At 73.2% G+C, this 19,494-nt stretch carries 14 protein-coding genes; 7 read left to right on the top strand and 7 right to left on the bottom strand.

Annotated features, from left to right (window positions below; translation table 11 throughout):
• Window positions 1-172: 172 nt before the first annotated feature.
• Window positions 173-2,146, top strand: coding sequence for an amino acid adenylation domain-containing protein (locus tag AB0N63_RS31670; protein WP_365534454.1), 1,974 nt, complete (start codon window positions 173-175; stop codon window positions 2,144-2,146).
• A gap of 109 nt (window positions 2,147-2,255) precedes the next feature.
• Here AB0N63_RS31670 and AB0N63_RS31665 read toward each other — a convergent pair whose 3' ends face one another.
• Complete coding sequence (locus tag AB0N63_RS31665; RefSeq protein ID WP_365534453.1) at window positions 2,256-3,497, bottom strand: cytochrome P450; 1,242 nt, start codon at window positions 3,495-3,497, stop codon at window positions 2,256-2,258.
• A 208-nt stretch (window positions 3,498-3,705) separates the two neighbouring features.
• On the opposite strand from AB0N63_RS31665, the gene AB0N63_RS31660 reads away from it, so the two are divergent.
• The 4 genes from AB0N63_RS31660 (at window position 3,706) to AB0N63_RS31645 (ending at window position 7,277) form a co-directional block, all read left to right on the top strand.
• Window positions 3,706-4,491: an alpha/beta fold hydrolase gene (locus AB0N63_RS31660; protein ID WP_365534450.1), complete on the top strand. Its 786-nt coding sequence runs from the start codon at window positions 3,706-3,708 to the stop codon at window positions 4,489-4,491.
• Window positions 4,488-5,246, top strand: a complete 759-nt coding sequence (locus AB0N63_RS31655) for an SDR family oxidoreductase (protein ID WP_365534448.1) — start codon at window positions 4,488-4,490, stop codon at window positions 5,244-5,246. The genes AB0N63_RS31660 and AB0N63_RS31655 overlap by 4 nt, the downstream gene beginning before the upstream one ends.
• Before the next feature lie 73 nt (window positions 5,247-5,319).
• Window positions 5,320-6,561 carry a pyridoxal phosphate-dependent aminotransferase gene (locus AB0N63_RS31650; RefSeq protein ID WP_365534446.1) on the top strand — a complete coding sequence of 414 codons (1,242 nt, stop codon included), beginning with the start codon at window positions 5,320-5,322 and terminating at the stop codon, window positions 6,559-6,561.
• Window positions 6,558-7,277 (top strand): tryptophan 2,3-dioxygenase family protein, encoded by a 720-nt coding sequence (locus tag AB0N63_RS31645; protein ID WP_365534444.1) that lies wholly within the window; start codon window positions 6,558-6,560, stop codon window positions 7,275-7,277. The genes AB0N63_RS31650 and AB0N63_RS31645 overlap by 4 nt, the downstream gene beginning before the upstream one ends.
• Before the next feature lie 55 nt (window positions 7,278-7,332).
• On the opposite strand, the gene AB0N63_RS31640 is transcribed toward AB0N63_RS31645, so the two are convergent.
• On the bottom strand, window positions 7,333-7,842 hold the full coding sequence (locus AB0N63_RS31640; RefSeq protein WP_365534441.1) for a helix-turn-helix domain-containing protein: 510 nt from the start codon (window positions 7,840-7,842) through the stop codon (window positions 7,333-7,335).
• A 444-nt stretch (window positions 7,843-8,286) separates the two neighbouring features.
• Here AB0N63_RS31640 and AB0N63_RS31635 point away from each other — a divergent pair, with 444 nt between their 5' ends.
• The gene (locus tag AB0N63_RS31635) at window positions 8,287-9,483 is read left to right on the top strand and encodes an NAD(P)/FAD-dependent oxidoreductase (RefSeq protein ID WP_365534438.1); all 1,197 of its coding nucleotides are present in this window, start codon (window positions 8,287-8,289) and stop codon (window positions 9,481-9,483) included.
• A gap of 74 nt (window positions 9,484-9,557) precedes the next feature.
• On the opposite strand, the gene AB0N63_RS31630 is transcribed toward AB0N63_RS31635, so the two are convergent.
• From AB0N63_RS31630 to AB0N63_RS31610, 5 genes are all read right to left on the bottom strand, one after another.
• Window positions 9,558-9,938 (bottom strand): VOC family protein, encoded by a 381-nt coding sequence (locus AB0N63_RS31630; RefSeq protein WP_353605190.1) that lies wholly within the window; start codon window positions 9,936-9,938, stop codon window positions 9,558-9,560.
• 88 nt (window positions 9,939-10,026) lie between these two features.
• Entirely contained in the window at window positions 10,027-11,166 is a 1,140-nt protein-coding gene (locus tag AB0N63_RS31625; RefSeq protein ID WP_365534436.1) for a ferritin-like domain-containing protein, read from the bottom strand.
• 319 nt (window positions 11,167-11,485) lie between these two features.
• The gene (locus tag AB0N63_RS31620) at window positions 11,486-13,387 is read right to left on the bottom strand and encodes an alkyl sulfatase dimerization domain-containing protein (protein ID WP_365534434.1); all 1,902 of its coding nucleotides are present in this window, start codon (window positions 13,385-13,387) and stop codon (window positions 11,486-11,488) included.
• Between the two features lie 192 nt (window positions 13,388-13,579).
• Complete coding sequence (locus AB0N63_RS31615; RefSeq protein WP_365534431.1) at window positions 13,580-14,146, bottom strand: helix-turn-helix domain-containing protein; 567 nt, start codon at window positions 14,144-14,146, stop codon at window positions 13,580-13,582.
• Window positions 14,147-14,251: 105 nt separating this feature from the next.
• Entirely contained in the window at window positions 14,252-15,973 is a 1,722-nt protein-coding gene (locus tag AB0N63_RS31610) for an asparagine synthase-related protein (RefSeq protein WP_365534429.1), read from the bottom strand.
• Between the two features lie 197 nt (window positions 15,974-16,170).
• Between AB0N63_RS31610 and AB0N63_RS31605 the strand changes: the two genes are divergently transcribed.
• Window positions 16,171-19,392, top strand: coding sequence for a BTAD domain-containing putative transcriptional regulator (locus tag AB0N63_RS31605; protein ID WP_365534427.1), 3,222 nt, complete (start codon window positions 16,171-16,173; stop codon window positions 19,390-19,392).
• Window positions 19,393-19,494 lie beyond the last annotated feature (102 nt).

The following is a 19,494-nucleotide window of genomic DNA, read 5'->3' as shown; positions in this document are numbered from 1 at the left end:
TCGTCGCCCGCGCGGCCGCCGCTGAAAGAAAGCTGAGAGGACCTTCAGGTTCCTTTCCGGCCGCGCGGGCCCCGCCGCCCGCCCGCGTCAGGGTGGGGTACCTGTGTCGCGCGCGGCGCCCTCGTGGGGCGCCGGACCCATCCGGCGGCACCGTCACACAGGAGGTCGCTCGATGCCAGCCAACCCTTTCGAAGACCGTGACGAGAGCTACCTGGTCCTGTGCAACCGGCGCGGCCAGCGGTCCCTGTGGCCCGCCCGGCTGCCGGCCCCCGCCGGCTGGCGGGTGGAACTGCCCGCGACCTCCCTGGACCGCGCCCGCGCCCACGTCGAACGCGTCTGGCCGGACGTGCGCCTCCACCCGTCCGCGGCGGACGTGTCCACCGCCCCCGGCACCTGCGCGGCCGAAACCCTTCCCGTGCTCTTCGAACGGGTGGTGGCCGAGCACCGCGACCGGCCGGCGGTCGAGAGCGAGAGCACCACGCTGACGTACGGCGAACTCGCGGCCCGGGTGAACCGGCTGGCCCGGCGGCTGATCGCGAACGGCCTCGGCCCCGGTGACCTCGTCGGGATCTGTGTACCCCGCGGCATCGACCAGGTGACGGCGGCCCTCGCCGTGACGACCGCCGGGGCGGGCTACGTCCCCCTGGACCCCGGTTATCCCGCCGCGCTGCTGCACCACATGTTCGCCGACTCGGGGCTGCGGACCCTGCTGCACACCGGCCACCCGCCGGTACGCGTCACCGGACTGGAAACCCTCGACCTGGCCGCCCCCGACCCTGCTCCCTGTCCGGACCGGCCGGTCACCGACGACGAGCGGCGGCGGCCGCTGCAGGCCGAGGACACCGCGTATGTCATCTACACCTCTGGCTCCACCGGGACGCCCAAGGGCGTGGTGATCCCCCACGCGGGCATGGCGGCGCTCGCCGAGACGCAGCGGCGCTGGATAGGCCCCGGCCCCGGAGACCGGGTGCTCCAGTGGGCCTCGTTCAACTTCGACGCCGGCTTCTGGGACCTCACGCTGGCCCTGCTGTCGGGGGCGACCCTGGTGCTCACCGACGATCGCGCGGTGCTGCCCGGAGAGGAGCTGCGCCGCACCCTGATCGACCGGCGGATCAGCCACGCGGTGCTGCCTCCGGTCGCGCTGACCGCCACCGACCCGGACGGTGTCCTGCCCGGCGGGGTGGTGCTCTCCACCGGCGACTCCTGCACTCGGGCGCTGGTGGCCAGGTGGGCGCCCGGCAGGCGCATGTTCAACGGGTACGGGCCCACCGAGATGACCGTCGGAGTGACCATGGCGGGCCCGGTGCGGCCGGGCGAACCGGTCAGCATCGGCGAGCCGTGGCCGGGCAACGAGGTCCGGGTGCTCGACGTCGACCTCAAGCCCTGCCAGCCCGGCGAGGACGGCGAGCTCTACCTGGTGGGCGAGGGTGAGGCCCTCGGCTACCTCAACCGGCCCGCCCTGACCGCGGAGCGCTTCGTCGCGGACCCGTACGGCCGCCCCGGGAGCCGGATGTACCGCTCCGGCGACCTCGGCCACCGGGACAAGGACGGCACGCTCTACTTCACGGGCCGCGCCGACCGCCAGGTCAAGCTGCGCGGCTTCCGGGTTGAACTGGGCGAGGTCGAGGCGGCGTTGGAAACCTGCGACGGAGTCCGGCTCGCCGCGGTGGTCGTGGTCGGCGAGGTGGACTCGGCGCGCCTCGTCGCCTTCGTGGTGCCCGGCGCGGACCCGGCCGACGACCTCGCGGAGGACCTGCGCGGGCGGCTCGCGGCACGGTTGCCCGCGCACATGGTGCCCTCTCGCGTCGAGGTGGCGGGATCCCTGCCGATGACCAGCAACGGCAAGATCGACCGGCGCGACCTGCAGCGACGGGCGGCCGTCAGTGCCGCCACGCCGCCCGGTGGGCCGGCCGTCACCGTCGCCCCCTTTGACCGGGTGGCCGCGCTGTGCGCGCTGACCTCCCGGGTGCTCGGGGTGTCCGTGGTCGCGCCGGACGACAACTTCTTCGACCGGGGCGGACATTCGGTGCTGGCGGTGCGGCTCGCCAAGGCGGTGCGGGACGAATGGGGGATGACCCTGCCGGTGCGGGCCGTCTTCGAGCGGTCCACCATGGTGGAGCTGGCCGCCCTGCTGACCGCGGACTGAACCCGGCGGAGCACGGCTCGCAAACGGCGCGGGCCGCGGTCCAGACGGGGACGGGCCCGCGTGGCCCACGCCGGCCCCGGGGGACGTCCGAACGCAAGGCGGACGCGGCTCAGTCGAGCCGCAGACGCAGGGCGCTGTGGCCGAACAGGAAGGTGGAGTAGACACGCGGCGGTTCCGCCAGGATCTCGATCCGCTTCACCCGGCGCACCAGCGAGTCCAGTACGGCGGACAGCTCCAGCCGGCCGAGGAAGGCGCCCAGGCAGAAGTGAGGGCCGTGCCCGAGGGCGAGGTGCGGGTTGTGAGCCCTGCCGACGTCGAAGACGCGGGGCCAGGCGAAGACCTCGGGATCGTTGTTGGCCGAGGTGTTCCACAGGGTGACGATGTCGCCCGCCGACACCTCGGCAGCCCCGATCCGCAGGTCGACGGTGGCCGTACGGGCGAAATGCATGGCCGGGGTCACCCAGCGCAGCACCTCCTCCACCGCCGACCGCACCGCCACCTCTCCGGCGCGCAGCCGGTGCCACTGCTCCTCGTGGGCGCCCAGCGCGTGCAGGGCCCCGATCGTGGTCACCCGCGTGGACTCGTCGCCGCCCAGGATGAGGCTGTAGCAGTTGAGGGCGAGATCGTCCTCCGCCATCGGCTCGCCCTCCACCCGGGCGCCGGCGAGCATGCTGATCACGTCCTCGCCGGGGCGCCGTCGACGCTCGCGGACCACGTCCACGAAGTACGACAGGATCTCGTTGCGGGCCTCCAGCGCGTCGAAGGGGTCGTCCTCGGCGCTCTCCGACGACAGCGCGCGCTTGTTCCAGGCCAGCAGCGAGGGCCGGTCGGCGGCGGGCAGTTCCAGCAGGTCGCAGATGGTGTTGAGCGGCAGATGCTCCGCGACGTCCCGAGCGGCGTCGGCCTCGCCCGTACCGACCACGGCGGCCACCAGGGTGTCGGCCCGCTGCCGCACCGCCTGCTCGACGCGCCGGAGCACCCGTGGCGAGAAGGCGCGCAGCATCGCCTGGCGCAGCTCGCGGTGGCGGGGCTGGTCCATCACCGCCAGCATCCGCCCGCCGGCCGAGTCGCCGCCGCCCAGCAGGACGTCCAGCACCGTCCCCCGGGCCGAGCTCAGCCGGGCCGCGTCCTTGTAACAGGTCTGGACGTCACGGTGCCGGGCCACCGCCCAGAACCCGGGGCGGCCGTCCGCGGGGGGATGCCAGCGCACCGGATCACTGCGCCGCATCCGGTCCCAGTACGCGTACGGGTCGTGCTCGACGAACGCCGTCGGGTCGGTGAGGTCGAGATCCGCCCCGGAGGTGTCGTCGTCCGGGCCGTCGCCAACGGCGCCGCTGGGGGAGGAGACCACCAGGAGACTCCTTTCGGCCCGGACACCGGGCCTTCGCGAAGGGCTCGGCGTGGACACCGGGCCACTACGGGGGTGCTCGTTTCCGGTCTCGATCCTCACCCTTCGCGCCCGCGCCCCGGGCCGCGCTGAATGAATGATGAAGGTTTCCGCGGCGGTCCCGGGCGTGCGTGCGACTCTCACATCCGAGACGGCGAAGGGGGAATCGGCCATGGGCGTGCACCGCGGATCCGTGCGCAGGGTGGCGCACTCGGAACGCCCCGGGCTCCGGCTGCTCGGGCTGCCGCACTCCGGCGGCCGCGCGGAGAACTTCGCCGGCTGGCGAGCCGCGCTCCCCGCCGCGTTCCCCGGTAGCGTCGAGCTGTGCGCCGCGCAGTACCCCGGGCACGGCGACCGGCTGGGGGAGCCGCCGGCGGAGGACATCGGCGCGATCGCCGAGGAGATCGTCGCCGACCTGACCCGGCTTCCACCGGCGGACCTGCTGCTCTTCGGCCACAGCTTCGGTTCGGCCGTCGCCTGCGAGGTGGCCCGCAGGTGCCCCGGGGCAGGCCTCGACGTGGCCCTTCTCGTCGCGTCCGGCGCCTGGGCCCCCGGGGACCCGGCCCGGCCCCCTCGCGACGAACACCTCCTACCCGACGAGGAGTTGTGGGAACACCTCGTCGCCCTCGGGGGCATCGACCCCGACATCGCGTCGCAGACCGAGCTGCGCGACCTGCTGCTCCCCGCGATGCGGGCGGACATCGCCGCGCACGAGCGCTACCTCTCCTGCCAGGACCCGGTGCGGCTCCACTGCGACGTGCACGTCTGCATCGCCCGGGGAGACCCCCTCGTACCCGTCCTGGCCGGCCGCCACTGGGGCCGGCTCACCACCGGGAACACGAGCCTCGCCATCGGACACGGAGGCCACTTCCACGTCTTCGACGATCCCGCGCCGGTGCTGGAGGACCTGGCGCGGCGGATTCCCGTCCATACGAGAAGGAGGCGGTTCGGCACATGAGCAGTCCCTGGGCAGGCCTTCGGCTGGTCGTCACCGGCGGCGGTTCGGGCATCGGCGCCGCCGTGGTCACGCGCGCGGCCGGGCTGGGCGCCGACGTCCTGGCGGTCGGACGACGGGCCGACCGGCTCACGGAGGTGACGGCGAAGGCACGGGCCGAAGGCGCGGGCACCGCGGTGCCGTACGCCGTGGACATCACCGCCCCCGACGCCGCCGCGCGGATCGCGGAACGCGCCGTGGAGGTGCTCGGCGGCGTCGACGCCCTGGTCAACAACGCCGGGCACGCGGTCTTCGACCGCCTGGAGGACGCCGCCGAGGCGGACCTGCGGGAGATGATCGACACCAACCTGGTGGCTCCCGCCCTGCTGATCCGGGCGCTGCTGCCCCTGCTGCGCGCCAGCCGGGGCTGTGTGGTCAACGTGTCCTCCGTCGGCGGCGTTCTCGCGATGCCGAACCGGTCGTTCTACGGGGCGAGCAAGGCCGCCCTGAACTCCCTGACCAGGTCGCTCGCCGTGGAGCTGGCGCCCGAGGTCCGGGTGAACGCCGTACTGCCCGGCCCGGTCGACACGGGTCTGTGGGACCTGGCGGCGGGCGGGGACGCCGACACCCTGCGCGAGAGCATCGTGGCCGGCACCCCCTTGAGGCGTTTCGGCCTGGCGCCGGAGGTGGCGGCTTGGGTGTGCCACCTGGTCGACCCCGAGACCTCGTCCTGGGTCACCGGTTCCCTGGTGTCCGTGGACGGCGGGCGCACGGCCTGAGCCACGGCTCAGCAGTACCACCCGGCCTGCCTGATCCGGCCGGCCCTGCACTCAGCGGAAAGGCAAGACTCAGATGACGCAGACCGTTTCACCGTATTTCGCCCCGGCCTCGGCGATCCCCTCCTCCTGGCTGTACGAGTCCTTCCGGATCGCCAACGAGCGCGAGCGGGAGCACCCCGGCCAGATCAAGCTGCACGTGGGCGAGCCGGCTTTCGGCCCGCCGGACTCCGTCGCCAAGGAGTTCGCCGCCGCCGCCCAGGAGGGCCGGGCCCGCTACATAGACGTACAGGGGCTCCCGGAACTCCGTGAGCGTCTCGCGGACAAGCTCGACACCGTCAACCGCGTCGACACCGAACCCGCCCGGCTCTTCCTCACCCCCGGGTCGTGTCAGGGGCTCAGCGCCCTGATGCGCTGCCTCGCCGACTCGGGCGCGGAGATCCTGATGCCGGAGATCCACTGGCCCGTGCACCTGCAACAGGCCCTCCTCGCCGGATTCCGTCCGGTGTTCTACAAGCTCGACGAGCACTTCGCGCCCGACCCCGAGTCGATCCGGCAGGCGGCCACTTCCGCGACCCGGGCGCTGCTGCTCAACACCCCCGCCAATCCCACCGGTGCGGTCGCCGGCCTCCCGCTGCAACAGACCCTGTACGAGATCGCCGACGAGCGGGGCTGGCAGATCATCAGCGACGAGGCCTACGAGGACTTCGCGTTCTCCGGCCCCCACCTGTCCATCGCCGCCCTGGAGCGCGACCGTCCCGCGACGCAGCGCATCGTCAACAGCGTCTTCACCTTCTCCAAGGGGCCGGCGATGACCGGCTACCGGCTCGGCTACGTCGCGGTGTCGCGGCCGGAGACGGCCGCCGCCATGCGCAGCGTCCAGGAATCCTGCATCATCGCCCCCAACGCGCCCGTCCAGTACGCCGGACTGGCCGCCCTGGACGCCTCTGGAGCCCTCGCCCACAACCACGACTTCGTCCGAGGGAACCGGGACGCCGCGCTCGCCCCGCTGGTCGAGGAAGGACTGCTGCCCGCACTGCCCGGCGGCGGCTGGTACGCCATGGCCGACATCTCCTGCACCGGTCTGACCGGCGAGGAGTTCAGCGCCGAACTCATGCTCCGCCACGACGTCGTGGTGGTCCCCGGCAGCGGGTTCTCCGCACGGCCCGAATTCGCCGCGGACGGCACGATGCGACCGCTGAAGCCCGGCGGTGTCGCATCCGGCCTGGTCCGGATCGCGTTCTGCGTCGAGCGGGAACAGCTCATCACCGGAGTGGAACGCCTGGTCGCCCTCGTCCGTGAGAAGAGGCAGCGGTGACGCCCACCGAGGTGACCTACGCCTCCTACCTGAAGCTCGACGAGCTGCTGACGCTCCAGCAGCCCCGCACCCCGCAGGACGACGCGGACCTCGCCACGCTGCTCTCCGAACAGTTCTTCATCGTCAGCCACCAGACCTGCGAGCTGTGGCTGAAGCAGATCCTGGGCGACCTCGCCGCCGTAGAGGGCCACTTCCTGACGATGACCACCGTGGACCTGGAGCGGTCCGTCGACCTGCTCTACCGGTGCAGCGAGCTGCTGCGCCTGCTGCACGAGCAGCTCATGGCGCTCGAACGACTGCCGGCGGAGGACTTCGCCCAGTTCCGTAAGTACCTCGGCAGGGCCAGCGGCGCCCAGTCCAGCCAGTCCCACCAACTGGAGAGGGTTCTCGGCAGCGCCACCCGGTCCGGTTCCCTGTTCCTCGCCTTCCGCTCCGGGCTGGAGCGGATCGGCGCCGACCTGGAGGAGATCGTCACCGCGGGGGTCGAGGCGGGCTCGCTCCACCGGGTCGTCGAGGCGATGCTCAGGGTCGGCAACGGCTTCTTCCAGTGGAAGATCGGTCATGTGGGCCTGGTCATGAAGATGCTCGGCGAACAGCCAGGCACCGCCGGCACCTCAGGGGCAGCGCACCTCATGGGCCGCGCCACGATGCCGTTCACCGAACTCCACGAACTGCGTGGCAAAGTGCACGAGCGCTGGCGCCCTCAGGCGGGCTGACCGCGCCGAGCAGCACCCCGGAACGTGCAGGCGCGCGTTCCGGGGCCCGGCCGGATCAGGTGGCGGTCTCGAGGATGTAGCCCCGCCCCCACACGGTGCGCAGACTCAGCCGTACGCCGTCCAGCCGCTGACGCAGCCGCATGATGTGCAGGTCCACCGCGTTGCTGGTGACCGTCTCGTTCCTGATCCGGCCCAAGGCGTCCTTCAGCGTGTCCCGGCGGACGAGATGGCCGAAGTCGGCCAGGAAGCACCGCATCATCTCGCTCTGCGCCTCGGACATGGGCACCGACTGACTGCCGTAGTAGAGAATCCCGGTGGGATCCAGCGCCGGTACGAATTCGGTTCCGGTGCGCCGCTGAAGCGTGTGGACGCGAGCCGCCAGGTCGAGCCGGTCCACCGGCGGGCGCACCCAGTCCTCGATGGGGGAGATGTCGCTCGGCGGCGCCGTCTGACCCTCCAGGACCAGCAGGCACGGCAGTCCCGCCTCGCGCAGCTGGTCGCGTTCGTGGCTCTGCACCGGCCAGCGAAGGAACCTGACTTCCTTCTTGTGAGTCAGCGTGGCCATGGTCCTGCCCCCGTTCTCCCGTGACGAGCGACAACTCGTGGCCGAGGTCCGGCGGCGGCGTCGGGGCATGCGCGCGTCCCCGCGGCACCGCCGCCGGAAGGACGGCCGACGGTGCTCCCGGAACCGGTCCGGGAGGACGCTTGGACGCGTGCGTGAGGTTCGACTGGCTGGCTCCGACGCCGGATTCCCGTGTGACTTCGTCACCGGCCCCCGTGTGCCCGATCCTGCCGCGTCTCGATTCCAGGCCGATGCCGGGTGGATTCCGCCTCGGCGGGGACCGGATTCCGGCTCTGGGCGTGGCGCGTGCTCCACCGCGACGAACGCGGCGGGGACGCCGAAAGAACCGCGACACGTTCGTGTGGGGCCGCCCGGTGATCGGCAAGGCATGCCGGAGTGGAAGCGGCCGCCCCGGCCACTGACCACGGTCACGATCAGGAGCACACGATGACGAACGAGAACACCACACCGAGCCACCGGGTCGCCGTCGTCGGCGCCGGCATCACCGGGCCACTGCTGTCCCTGTGCCTGGCCAGGCTGGGTTTCGAGGTGAACCTGTACGAGGCACACGTGCGCCGGGCGCAGGACGTCGGCTCGTTCCTCAACCTCGCCCCGAACGGGCGGGCCGTACTGGAGCGTCTGGGGCTGGCCGACCGGATCCTCGACCAGGGCGTCGTGGCGACGTCCATCGACTTCACCAACCACAGAGGCCGGGAACTCTCCTGGAACCCGGAACGCACCACCAACATCATGCGTGGCGAACTCAGCGGCGCCCTGCGCGAGGCGGCCACCGACAACGGGGCGAAGCTGCATACCGCCAAGCGCCTCGTCGCACTGGACGAGAACGGCGACGGCCGCTGGCGCATCGGCTTTGAGGACGGCACGCACGCCGAGGCCGACATCGTGCTGGGCTGCGACGGCGTGAACTCCGCCACGCGCCGGCTGCTGCTCCCCGACGCGCCCCGGCCCACCTATACCGAGGTGGTCGGCTCAGGGGGCAGGTCCGAGATCGACGCCGCGGAACTGCCCGTGGACGGCCGGTTCCACATGGTCTTCGGTCTGCGCGGATTCTTCGGGTACCAGGTGGTGTCGCCCGGCGTCGTGTGGTGGTTCGAGAACCACCAGGAGTCCCGTGAACGCACCTTCGCCGAACTCGCCGAGATCGACGACGCGCGGTGGGTGGCGGGGCTGGCCGACCGACACCGCCCCGACCCCGCCGTGATCCGGCGCGTCCTGAAGGCCGCCGCCGGACCGGTCGGCCGGTGGCCGGTTCACGAGGTGCCGCCCCTGGACACCTGGCACCGGGGGAGCGCCGCGGTGCTGGGGGACGCGGCGCACGCGGTGGCCCCGCACCTGGGGGCCGGCGCCGCGCTCGGCCTGGAGGACGCCTACGAACTCGCCCTGGCACTGCACGAACACTCGTCCGCGCCGCGTGCGTTCGCCGCGTTCGAGAAGCCCCGGCGGGAGCGGGTCGCCGCGATGGCGAAGCAGGCCCGGCAGACGGGGGCGGTGATGACCCCCGACCGGTGGATCACCCGCGTGATACGCGACCTGATGCTGCCTATGGCCGTCAGGCAAGGGGTGCGCAAGGGCACCGAGGCCTATTCCTACCGGCCTTCGCCGTGGCCCGTGCGAGCCGTCTGAGACGATCGCGGATCACGAGACCTCCTGCTGCCGGCTCCTCGCGGGTATCGACCCCGCGAGGAGGGGCCGGTGTCTCAGCGCAGGGGACCGGTGACGATCCACAGGTGACCGAACGGGTCGCGCAGGCGTCCCTCCCGCTTGCCGTACGGCCGGTTCTCCACCGGTACGACCACGGTGCCGCCGCCGGCGACCATCCGCTCGGCGACGGCGTCCTGATCCGTGAATTCCGCCTCCAGGAGGACCGGGGAGCCGCCGACGTCGTCGGGCGAGAGCCAGCCCCACTCGGACACGGCGGGGGACAGGGAGAGCGGGGAACCGCCGATCTGCAGGACGACGACCATCACGCGGCCGCTGTCGTCCTCGGCGCGGAAGACCTCCTTGGCGCCCATGGCCTTCTGGTAGTAGGTCGCGGCGGTGTCGGGGTCAGGGACGATCAACCGTGGCGTCAGACTCATGCGTTGACCCTATATGCCCCCTGTGGAGACCCGCAGGATCCGACGCGAACAGTTCACGCCACGTCCCGCGGCCCCTGGCCGCCTCCGGCTACCGCGCCCGGTCCTCCCCGTCCGCCTGGACGTCTCCGGCTGCTCCCTCCCGCACGGTCGCGTGTATCTCGGCCATCCGTTCCCGCTCCTCCGCCGCGAACCGCTCGGCGTCGAGGCGTTCGGCGATCTCCTCGTCCTGGTTCATGAGCAGGTCCAGGTCGGAGTCCCCCAACTCCAGCACGCCCAGGTCGACATACGCTTGCTGCAGTCGTCTGCCCCACAGCCCGATGTCCTTCACGCACGGCACGATCCGGCTGAACAGCAGCTTGCGGAACAGCCGCAGCCCCCCGGACTCCTCACTGAGCCGTTCCGTCTCGGCCCTCGGGATGCCGAAGTTCTCCAGCACCTGGGTCCCGCGCAGCCGGTCGCGCATCAGATGGCAGCCCTCGACGACGAACTCCTCGCGCTCGCGCAGTTCGGCGTCGGTGAGCTGCCGGTAGTAGTCGCGCAGTGCCATCCGCCCGAAGGCGACGTGCCGCGCCTCGTCCTGCATCACGTACGCGAGTATCTGCCGGGGCAGCGGCTTGTCCGTGGTGTCCCGGATCAGACCGAAGGCGGCCAGCGCGAGCCCTTCGACGAGCACCTGCATCCCCAGGTACGGCATGTCCCACCGACTGTCGCGCAGCGTGTCGCCCAGAAGCGCCTGCAAGGTGTCGTCGACCGGGTAGACCAGCCCGATCTTCTCGTGCAGGAAGCGGCCGTAGATCTCGGCGTGCCGGGCCTCGTCCATGGTCTGGGTGGCGGAGAAGAACTTCGCGTCCAGGTCCGGCGCCGACTCCACGATCCGTGCCGCGCAGACCATGGCGCCCTGCTCGCCGTGCAGGAACTGGCTGAACTGCCAGGAGGCGTAGTGCCGGCGCAGCTCGGCCCGGTCGCGCTCGGACATCATCGCCCAGTAGCGGCTGCCGTACACGGACATGGCCTCGTCCGGCGTACCGAGCGCGTCGTACGGATCGACCTCCAGGCCCCAGTCGATGCGCCTGGCCCCGTCCCACTGCTTGTCCTTGCCCTTCTGGTAGAGGGCGAGGAGCCGTTCGCGTCCGTCGTCGTACTCCCAGCTGAACCGGGCGGCGCCGGAGGCGGGCACTTCCCAGTGCGGGGCGTCCGGGCCGTCGGCGTACATGTCGAAGGTCGGCATACCCGGCAGACTCTCACACACAGGCACCGCGTGGTCACCCCCTGACCTGAGACCGGGCGGCCCAGCGGGCGCGGTGGACCGTGTTCGGTGTCCTTGCCGAGGGCGATCACGCTCTTGCCGCCGCCGAAGTCCGGACCGGCCACCGCGGCCTTGTACCTCATGGCCTCCGACAGGCGCAGCGCATCCGCCAGCCCGTCCTGCCAGGCCCCGTAGCGGCGCAGCCGGCTGAGGCGTACTCCGCGCCCGTCAAGTCAGCGTGAAGGCCGGCGAGCCCTCGGACCTGCTCTCGTGAGCCTCCCGTTCGGCAGGCTGCGGTGGGTCACGGGGTGACGATGGTGAAGTCCGGGTCGGGGGTGGTGAGATGGCCGAGGAGGGTCGCGAAGGTGTCGGGGGCGCCGGAGATCTCGGCGCGGCCCTGGGCTGCCAGGTCGGCGAGGTCGGCGTCGCCGAGGAGAACGGCCCTCAGATCGGCCTCCGCCAGGGCGATCTCCGTGTCGGGGGCGCGTGTGCCCGGTGTCGTCCCGGTGGTGTGGATCAGGACGCCGTTGCGCAGCCGCAGGTCGATCGGTTCCGCGTCACGCACCCGGAAGCGGATCGCGAGGTCGGCGTCCCAGCTGCGGGGACCGTCGACGCGGATGGCGAGGGCGTCGAGGAGCTGGTCGAGGGTGAGGGCGCGCATGATGTCCGGGGAGGCCGCCACGGTCGGGGTGCCGACCGGGCCGTCGCGCAGTTCCAGGGCGCCGGTGAGGTAGAAGTTGCGCCAGGTGCCGTTCTCGCTGCCGTAGCCGAGCTGTTCGAGGGCGTCGGCTTGCAGGGTCCGCGCCTCCGCGTTGCCGGGGTCGGCGAAGACCACGTGGTTGACGACCTGGGCGACCCAGCGGAAGTCGCCGGCCGCGTAGGAGTCGCGGGCGCGGCGCAGGACGGCGTCGGCGCCGCCCATGAACTCGACGTAGCGGGCGGCGGCTTCGGCCGGCGGGTGCTCCCAGAGGTGGGCGGGGTTGCCGTCGAACCAGCCGAGGTAGTGCTGGTAGACCGCCTTGACGTCGTGGTTGACCGAGCCGTAGTAGCCGTGGGTGTGCCAGGCGCGTTCCAGGGCCGGCGGCATCAGCAGGGCCTCGGCGATCTCCAGGGACGTCATCCCCTCGTTCAGCATGCGCAGGGTCTGGTCGTGCAGGTAGGCGTACAGGTCCCGCTGCTCGGCGAGGAAGGCGAGGACGCGTTCGCGGCCCCACGTCGGCCAGTGGTGGGAGGCGAAGACCACGTCGGTGGCGTCGCCGAACAGCTGGATGGCCTCGGTGAGGTGGTGGGCCCACACATGCGGGTCGCGGACCTGGGCGCCGCGCAGGGTGAGCAGGTTGTGGAGGGTGTGCGTGGCGTTCTCGGCCATGCACAGCGCCGCGCGGTCGGGGAAGTGGATGTTGAGTTCGGCCGGCGCCTCGGTGCCGGGGGTGAGCTGGAAGACCATGCGGATGCCGTCGACCGTCTCGCTCTGCCCGGTGCGCGTCACGTCCAGGGTGGGCGGGATCAGGCCGGTGGTGCCGGTGGACGTGGTCTGGCCGAGCCCGGCGCCGATCCGGCCGCGTGCGCCGGCGGGCAGGGCGGCCCCGTACATGTAGGCGGCACGGCGGCCCATGGCCGTACCGGCGTAGACGTTCTCGCTGACCGCGTGGGCGAGGAAGCCGTCGGGGGCGATGACCGGCACCCCGCCGTCGGCGTCCTCCTGCCCGATCACGCCTTTGACGCCGCCGAAGTGGTCGACGTGGCTGTGCGTGTACAGCACGCCGGACACCGGCCGGTCCCCCCGGTGCCGCCGGTACAGCGCGAGGGCCGCCGCGGCCGTCTCCGCGCTGATGAGGGGATCGATCACGAGGACGCCGCGGTCGCCCTCGACGATCGTCATGTTCGACAGGTCGAAGCCGCGGACCTGGTAGACGCCCCCGGCCACCTCGAACAGGCCGTGCCGGGCCACCAGCCGGCTCTGCCGCCACAGGCTCGGGCTGGCGGTGTCGGGGCAGTCCTGGTCGAGGAACGCGTAGGCGGCCAGGTCCCACACGGCCGCGCCGTCGCCGCCGCGCACCACGGGTTCCTCGGCCGTGCCGAGGAACCCGCGCTCCGCGTCCTCGAAGTCCCGTGTGTCGTCGAAGGGACACCGCTCGTGGACCTCGGCGTGGCCCGCCGCGATGCTGGGTTCCGCGGCTCCCGGGCCGCCGGTCTCGGCCATGGTGGATCTCCCTCACTGTGGCGGACGCACGGATCTCGGCACCTGCCACCCTTCCCGAAGGCCGCGACGCGAGCGACCGCACCCGACCGTTCAGGGGACGGCTCCCGGGCCTCGGCCGCCCCTTCGTGGCGCTGCCGGCGCCACGGGCCGCAGCCGGTGGAGCGCGGAGGTGAAGCGCCGGTGGGCGATGGCTCAGATGTCCGCGCCGCGTGCCTGGTTCGGCGTGTCGTACTCCAGGACGTACCCGCGCCCCCAGGCCGTGCGGATGGCCAGGCCGAGCGGGCGCACCCGGCGGCGGAGGCGTTTGATGTGCAGGTCGAGGGCGTTGCGGCTGGCCTCCTTGCCGTCCTCGGACAGATGGGCGCGCAACTCCTCGCGGGCGGCGGTCCGGCCGAAGCGCTGGATCAGCACCTGGAGCAGCTGCGCCTCCCGGGGCGAGACCGCGACGGCGGCCGTTCCCATGCGCAGGATGCCGTCCTGGTCGAGATGGGGGACGGTGTGGGACACACCGCGCAGTTGGAGGGCGGTGATGCGGGCCTGGAAGTCCTTGGAGGTGGCCGGCATCCGGATCCAGTCCTCGCGCACGTCCGAACAGGTGGGCGGCTCGTGGTTGCGCTCGACCACGAGGAGGCGCAGCAGACCGAGCCTGCGGCACTGCTCGCGCAGTTGCCTCTCGGCCGGCCACCTCAGGATGTTGACGTCCTTCTTCAGGGAGGGGTGCTGTGTCTCGGCGGGCGCGCTGCTGGGAGCAGCGGTCATGGCGGTACGTCCTCTCTGCGCGGGGCGGATCGGGCGGGACGGGGAGTGCCGTTCGGTTCGGGCCGGGTCGGGGCCCGCGAGCCCGGCTCCGACGGGCGAGAGGTTCTAGGACCCGGGGGCGAGCGGTGAGGCGGAGGCGGACGCCTCACCGGCGTCCTGGGGGTAGCGGGCCGGGCCGAAGAAGCGGTGCCGCCACAGCCGGTGCACCAGAAGGGCCCACAGGGTGCGCGCCACCAGGGCGGTCGGCTGCATGCGCTGCCTGCTGAAGAGGGCGGCGACCCGGTCCGGGCGGAGCCGGCCGTCCGCCCTGAGGTCCGCGTCCGACAGGACGTCGCGGGCCAGGTCGCCGAGGGGCCGGCCGGGGACCAGCGCGCGGGTGAGTTCCGGGCTGAAGACCTCCGGCGCGGGGCGCGGCGGCCCGAGGAGCGGCAGGCCGCGCGCGGCCTCCGCGAGCACCTGGGCGGGCCGCGGCGGTGTCGCGCCCCGGTCCGCGAGCGCGGTCGCCAGCCGGACCACAGAGGGGCGGCAGTACGGCAGCTGCGGGGCCGAACGGGCGAGCGGGGGCAGGGCACGCAGCCCCTGCGCGGGCAGCACGTACCGCAGTTCGGCGGCGAGGACCCGGCGGCCCCGGCCGTGCTCCCCGTCGTTGAGCAGCTCCGTCAGGCCGGCGGGCAGGCCGGCCCCGTGGCGGCGCAGGGACGACGCGTACTCGGCGGTGTAGAGCCGGCTCCGCAGCGCGCGCGGTACGGCGGCCAGCTGGTCCAGATAGCGGGGCACCCAGGACAGGCCCGCCGGAGCGCTCAGCGCGTCCACCACGCGCGGATGTCCGGCGAACAGCTCGTCGCCCCCGCTGCCGGCGACGATGGTGCGGCTGCCCGCCTCCTGGGCCGCGCTGCACAGGGCGTGCGTGAGCAGCAGCTCCGGGTCGGCGTGCGGCTGGCCGAGCTGCCCCAGCGGCCGCCACAGCCGGTCGGGGACGGTGTCCGGCCGCACCTCCACCCAGTGGTGGGTGGTCCGGGGCGTCCGGCCGGGCCGGGGCACCCCGGCGGGTCCCCTCGTGGCGGACGGCCATCCGCCGTGGAAGACGTGGAACGGCCGCCCCGAGGACGCCGCGACCCTCGCCAGCAGGTCGGCGCCGGGCCGGCCGGAGGTGATCACGGCGACCGGGTCCGCGGCGGGCAGGCTGAGCAACTGCTCGTGCAGCAGGGCCCGCAGCCGGGCGGCCGGCCGCCGCGTCAGGTCGGCGCGGGCCGGCTCGGTGTCCTCCTCGGTCCGCGTCCGCAGCCGCGGCCCGTCCGGCGAGACCAGCAGGGCGGCCCCCGGCGGCAGGACCTTCACACCCCGGAACATGGTGTGCTCGCCGAGCTGCGCGCCCGCCGCGAGGTAGGCGTCCAGCGCGTCCTCGTGCTCCACGACGTCCACCCCGGCCATGCCGAGCAGCGTGGGCAACTCCGTGGCGAACCGGACGCGTCGCTCGTCCGGCCGCCAGGTGTAGTAGAGGCGCCGTACGCCGGACCGGTCGGTACAGGCCACCAGCCTGCGCGGCCCCCGGCGGTCGGCGACGACGACCGCGAAGTCGCCGTCCAGCCCCCGCGCGAAGTCCGCGCCGAAGGCGAGGTACAGCGACCGCAGCAGACAGCGCAGCCCGGAGGAGGGACGGCCGTCCCCACCACGCCCGGCGAGCCTCGCCCGCAGCTCCGCGCTGTTGTGGATCCGCCCCTCGACCCACACGGCGACGTCGTCCGCCGCGGGGTCGGGCCGGCCGTCGGCGTGGGTGCTGAAGGATCCTCGGAGGCGATCGCCCCCCGCGATGCCGAGCTGGCTCATCGATGCTCCGGGAAGGTGGCTCGTACCAACGCCCGTCACTCTGGCACGACGCGTTCCCGAACCGTTCCCGCGCCGCTCCCGGCGGGCGCCGCGCGCCGTTCCACGACGACCGGTACGCCATCTGGTGCGTTCCCGGGAACGTGTGCTCGTATGTCACGCCAAGTGACCTGGAGCACAGCGCGGAAGAGGGGGTAACCGTGGAAGACGATGCCAGTCATGTCTCCGTACGACTGATCGGCTCTCTTGAATGCTGGTACGACGGGAAGCGGATCCGGCTCGGCGGTGCCATCCAGGAGCGGGTCCTGGTCATGCTGCTGCTCGAGGCGAACAGCGTGGTCTCCGTGTCCCGGCTGGTGGACGCCGCCTGGCACGACGACCCGCCGGCCACCGCCGCGCACCAGATCCGCAAGTCCGTGGCCGCGCTGCGCCGCTGCCTGCCGGGCGGCGACCGGCTCATCGTCACCGAGGGGACGGGGTACCGGGCCGTCGTCCGCCCCTCCCAGACCGACCTGGGACTCTTCCTCCAGGGCCTGCGCCGCGCCCAGGCCGCCCTGGCCGACGGGCGAGCCGAGCAGGCCGCCGAGGAGCTGACCGCGGCCCTGGCCCTGTGGCGCGGCCCGGTCATGGGAGGCGACGGCGGCCGGGCCGTCGCGGCCGCCTCGGCGGTCCTGGAGGAACGCCGGCTCACCGCCACCGAACAGCTCCTGGAGATCCGCCTGCGCCTCGGCCGGGCGGGCCAACTCATCGGCGACCTCAGGGAACTCGTCGCCGCCCATCCGCTGCGCGAGACGCTGCGCGGCCTGCTGATGCTCGCCCTCCACCAGTCGGGCCGGCAGGCCGAGGCGCTGGAGGAGTACGCGCACGCGCGCGCCCTGCTGGCCGAGGAACTCGGCGTCGATCCCGGGCCGCGCCTGACCGGGCTGTACGAGAACATCCTGCGGGGCGGCGGCGCCGAACTCGCGGCGTCCGGCCCCGTCCCGGCCGCCGCGCCCGCCGTCCGCGGCCCGGCCCCCGCCTGGGGGACGCTGTGCACCCTGCCCAACGACCTGACCGACTTCACCGGCCGCGACGCCGAACTCGCCTGGCTGCTGGAGCGGGGCGCGGCCGTGGGCCGGACGGCCGCCGCGGTCCTGGCCATCGAGGGCATGGGCGGTTCCGGCAAGACGGCGCTGGCCGTCCGCGCCGCGCACGCCCTGGCCGACCGCTACCCCGACGGCCAGCTCTACGTCGACCTGCGCGGCTTCAGCTGCGAGGAAGAGCCGTCCAGCCCCGGCACGGTGCTCGACTCCCTGCTGCGCATCCTCGGCGTCCCCGGCGAGCGGATACCGGACGGCCTGGACGAACGGGTCGCCCTGTGGCGGATGCTGCTCGCCGGGCGCGAGGTGCTCCTCGTCCTCGACAACGCCGCCGACGCCGCCCAGGTGCGCCCGCTGCTGCCCGCGTCGCAGGGCTGTCTGGCCCTGGTCACCAGCCGGGTCCTGATCCACCTCGACGGCGCCGAGTGGACCGCCGTCGGCGAGATGTCCCTGGAGGACGGCGTCGCCCTGCTCGCCGAGACCGTCGGCAAGGGCCGCACCACCGCCGAACCCGAGGCCACGGCCGCGCTGGCCGAGTTGTGCGGGCGGCTTCCGCTGGCGCTGCGCATCGCCGGGGCGCGGCTGCGGCGAAGACCGCTGTGGGCGGTGCGGGATCTGGTCGAGCGGCTGCGGGACGAGGACGCCCGGCTGGACGAGCTGACCGCGGGCGACCGCAGCGTGGCGGTGGTGCTCAGCCTGTCCTTCCGGGCCCTGGCTCCCGGCACCCGGCTCGCCTTCCAGACCCTGGGGCTGCACCCGGCGCGCGACTTCGACGTCCACTCGGCCGCCGCGCTGCTCGGGACGGGCCCCAGGCAGGCCGAGGCCGTGCTGGAACAGCTGGTGGACGCCCGTCTGCTCCAGCCGCACGACTGCGGCTTCTACGCCTTCCACGACCTGGTGCGCAGCTTCGCCCGCCGGATGGCCGGCGCCCCGGGCGGCATGGCCCCGGACGAGCGGCACGCCGCGCTGCGGCGTCTGGTCGGCTACTACTGCGTGGCCACGGACCAGGCCTGCGAAGTGCTGTTCCCCGGGCGGGTCCCGTTGCCCGCGGGCCCGTGGGAGGGGACGGACGCCCGCACGCCGGCGCTGCTGAACTGCGACCGCGCCCTGGCGTGGTTCGACCAGGAGCACCACGCCCTCCTGGAGACGGTCGCCGTCAGCCACCGGCTCGGCGCCCACCCCCAGACCGTCCACCTGGCGCGCAACACCAGCTTCTACCTCAACCTGCGCGGCAACTTCGCGGACTTCCACCGGATGGGGGCGCTCGCGCTCGCCTCGGCGCGCGTCCTGGCGGACCCGAGGGGCCTGCGGATCAGCCTGAGCAACCTCGCCGTCGCCGACTGGAAACTCGGCAGGTTCGGCGAGGGCATCCGGATGGCGCAGGAGGGGCTGGAGATCGCGCGGCGGATCGGGGACCCGGCCGGCGAGGGGTTCTGCCTCGATCTGCTCGGGTTGCTGCACAGCGCGCTCGGCCATCTCGCGCAGGCGCGCCGGAACCTCGAGCAGGGTATCCGGCTGCACCGCTCGACCGGCTACGACCGTCAGTTGGCGGAGGCGCTGAGCAACCTCAGCACGGTCCAGTCCTGGCAGGGCTGCCACGAGGAGGCGGCGGCGTCGGCCGAGGAGGCGATCCGGCTCAACCGGAAGCTGGACATCCCGGAGCACGAGGCCGTCGCGTACACCGACCTGGCCGTGGCCCGGATGGGCCTGGACGACCTGGCGGGCGCGCTGGACTGCCTGCGGCGCGCGCAGGAGCTGCTCGACGGATCCCGGATGCCGGAGAACGTCGCGCTGGTGCTGGCCCTCTCGGCCGCCGTCCGCCAGCGCTGCGGGGACGGGGAACGCGCCCGCCAGGACGCCGAACGGGCGCTGTCGCTGGTCGGGTGCAAGGCGACGGTGCTGCGGCAGGCCGCCGTGGAGAACATCGTGGGCCGGTTCCACCACCACCGCGGCGACCACCGGCGTGCCCGGGAACTGCACGAAAGGGCCTGTGAGCGCGCCCTCTCCATCGAGTACCGGATGGAGGCCGCCCGCGCCCTGCACGGGATGGCCGAGGCCGAGGAGGCCCTGGGCGATCCCGTGCGGGCGGCGCGGCGGCGTCGTCAGGCGGAGGAACTGTTCACCCTGATGGGCCTCACGCCGGACGGGACCCGGCGCGCGGAACCCGGCGGCTCAGTGCCCCACCAGCCCGGGCCCCTGGTCGCCGGCGACCACCCGGTGACCGGCGGCGCCGCCGGAGGGGTGCGGGGCGAGACCGTGGCCGGCGGCGAGGGGCGCGGCGAGGAAGAGACCGGCGAGAGCGAACGCCAAGGCGGTGAACCTGACCATGGGGTGCCTTCCTGACGGAAACGGTGAACGGAACCGACGCGTTCGATGCTGGCCAAGGGTGTTCCCGAGGCTGTTCCGCCGCGTTCCCGCGCACCGCCCGGCACGGTAAGGGGGCAG

The sequence above is a fragment of the Streptomyces sp. NPDC093260 genome (assembly GCF_040683715.1).
GTDB classification, from domain to species: Bacteria; Actinomycetota; Actinomycetes; order Streptomycetales; family Streptomycetaceae; genus Streptomyces; species Streptomyces sennicomposti.
The sequence above is the reverse complement of the archived record's forward strand: the minus strand, read 5'-3'. Positions and strand labels throughout refer to the sequence as shown.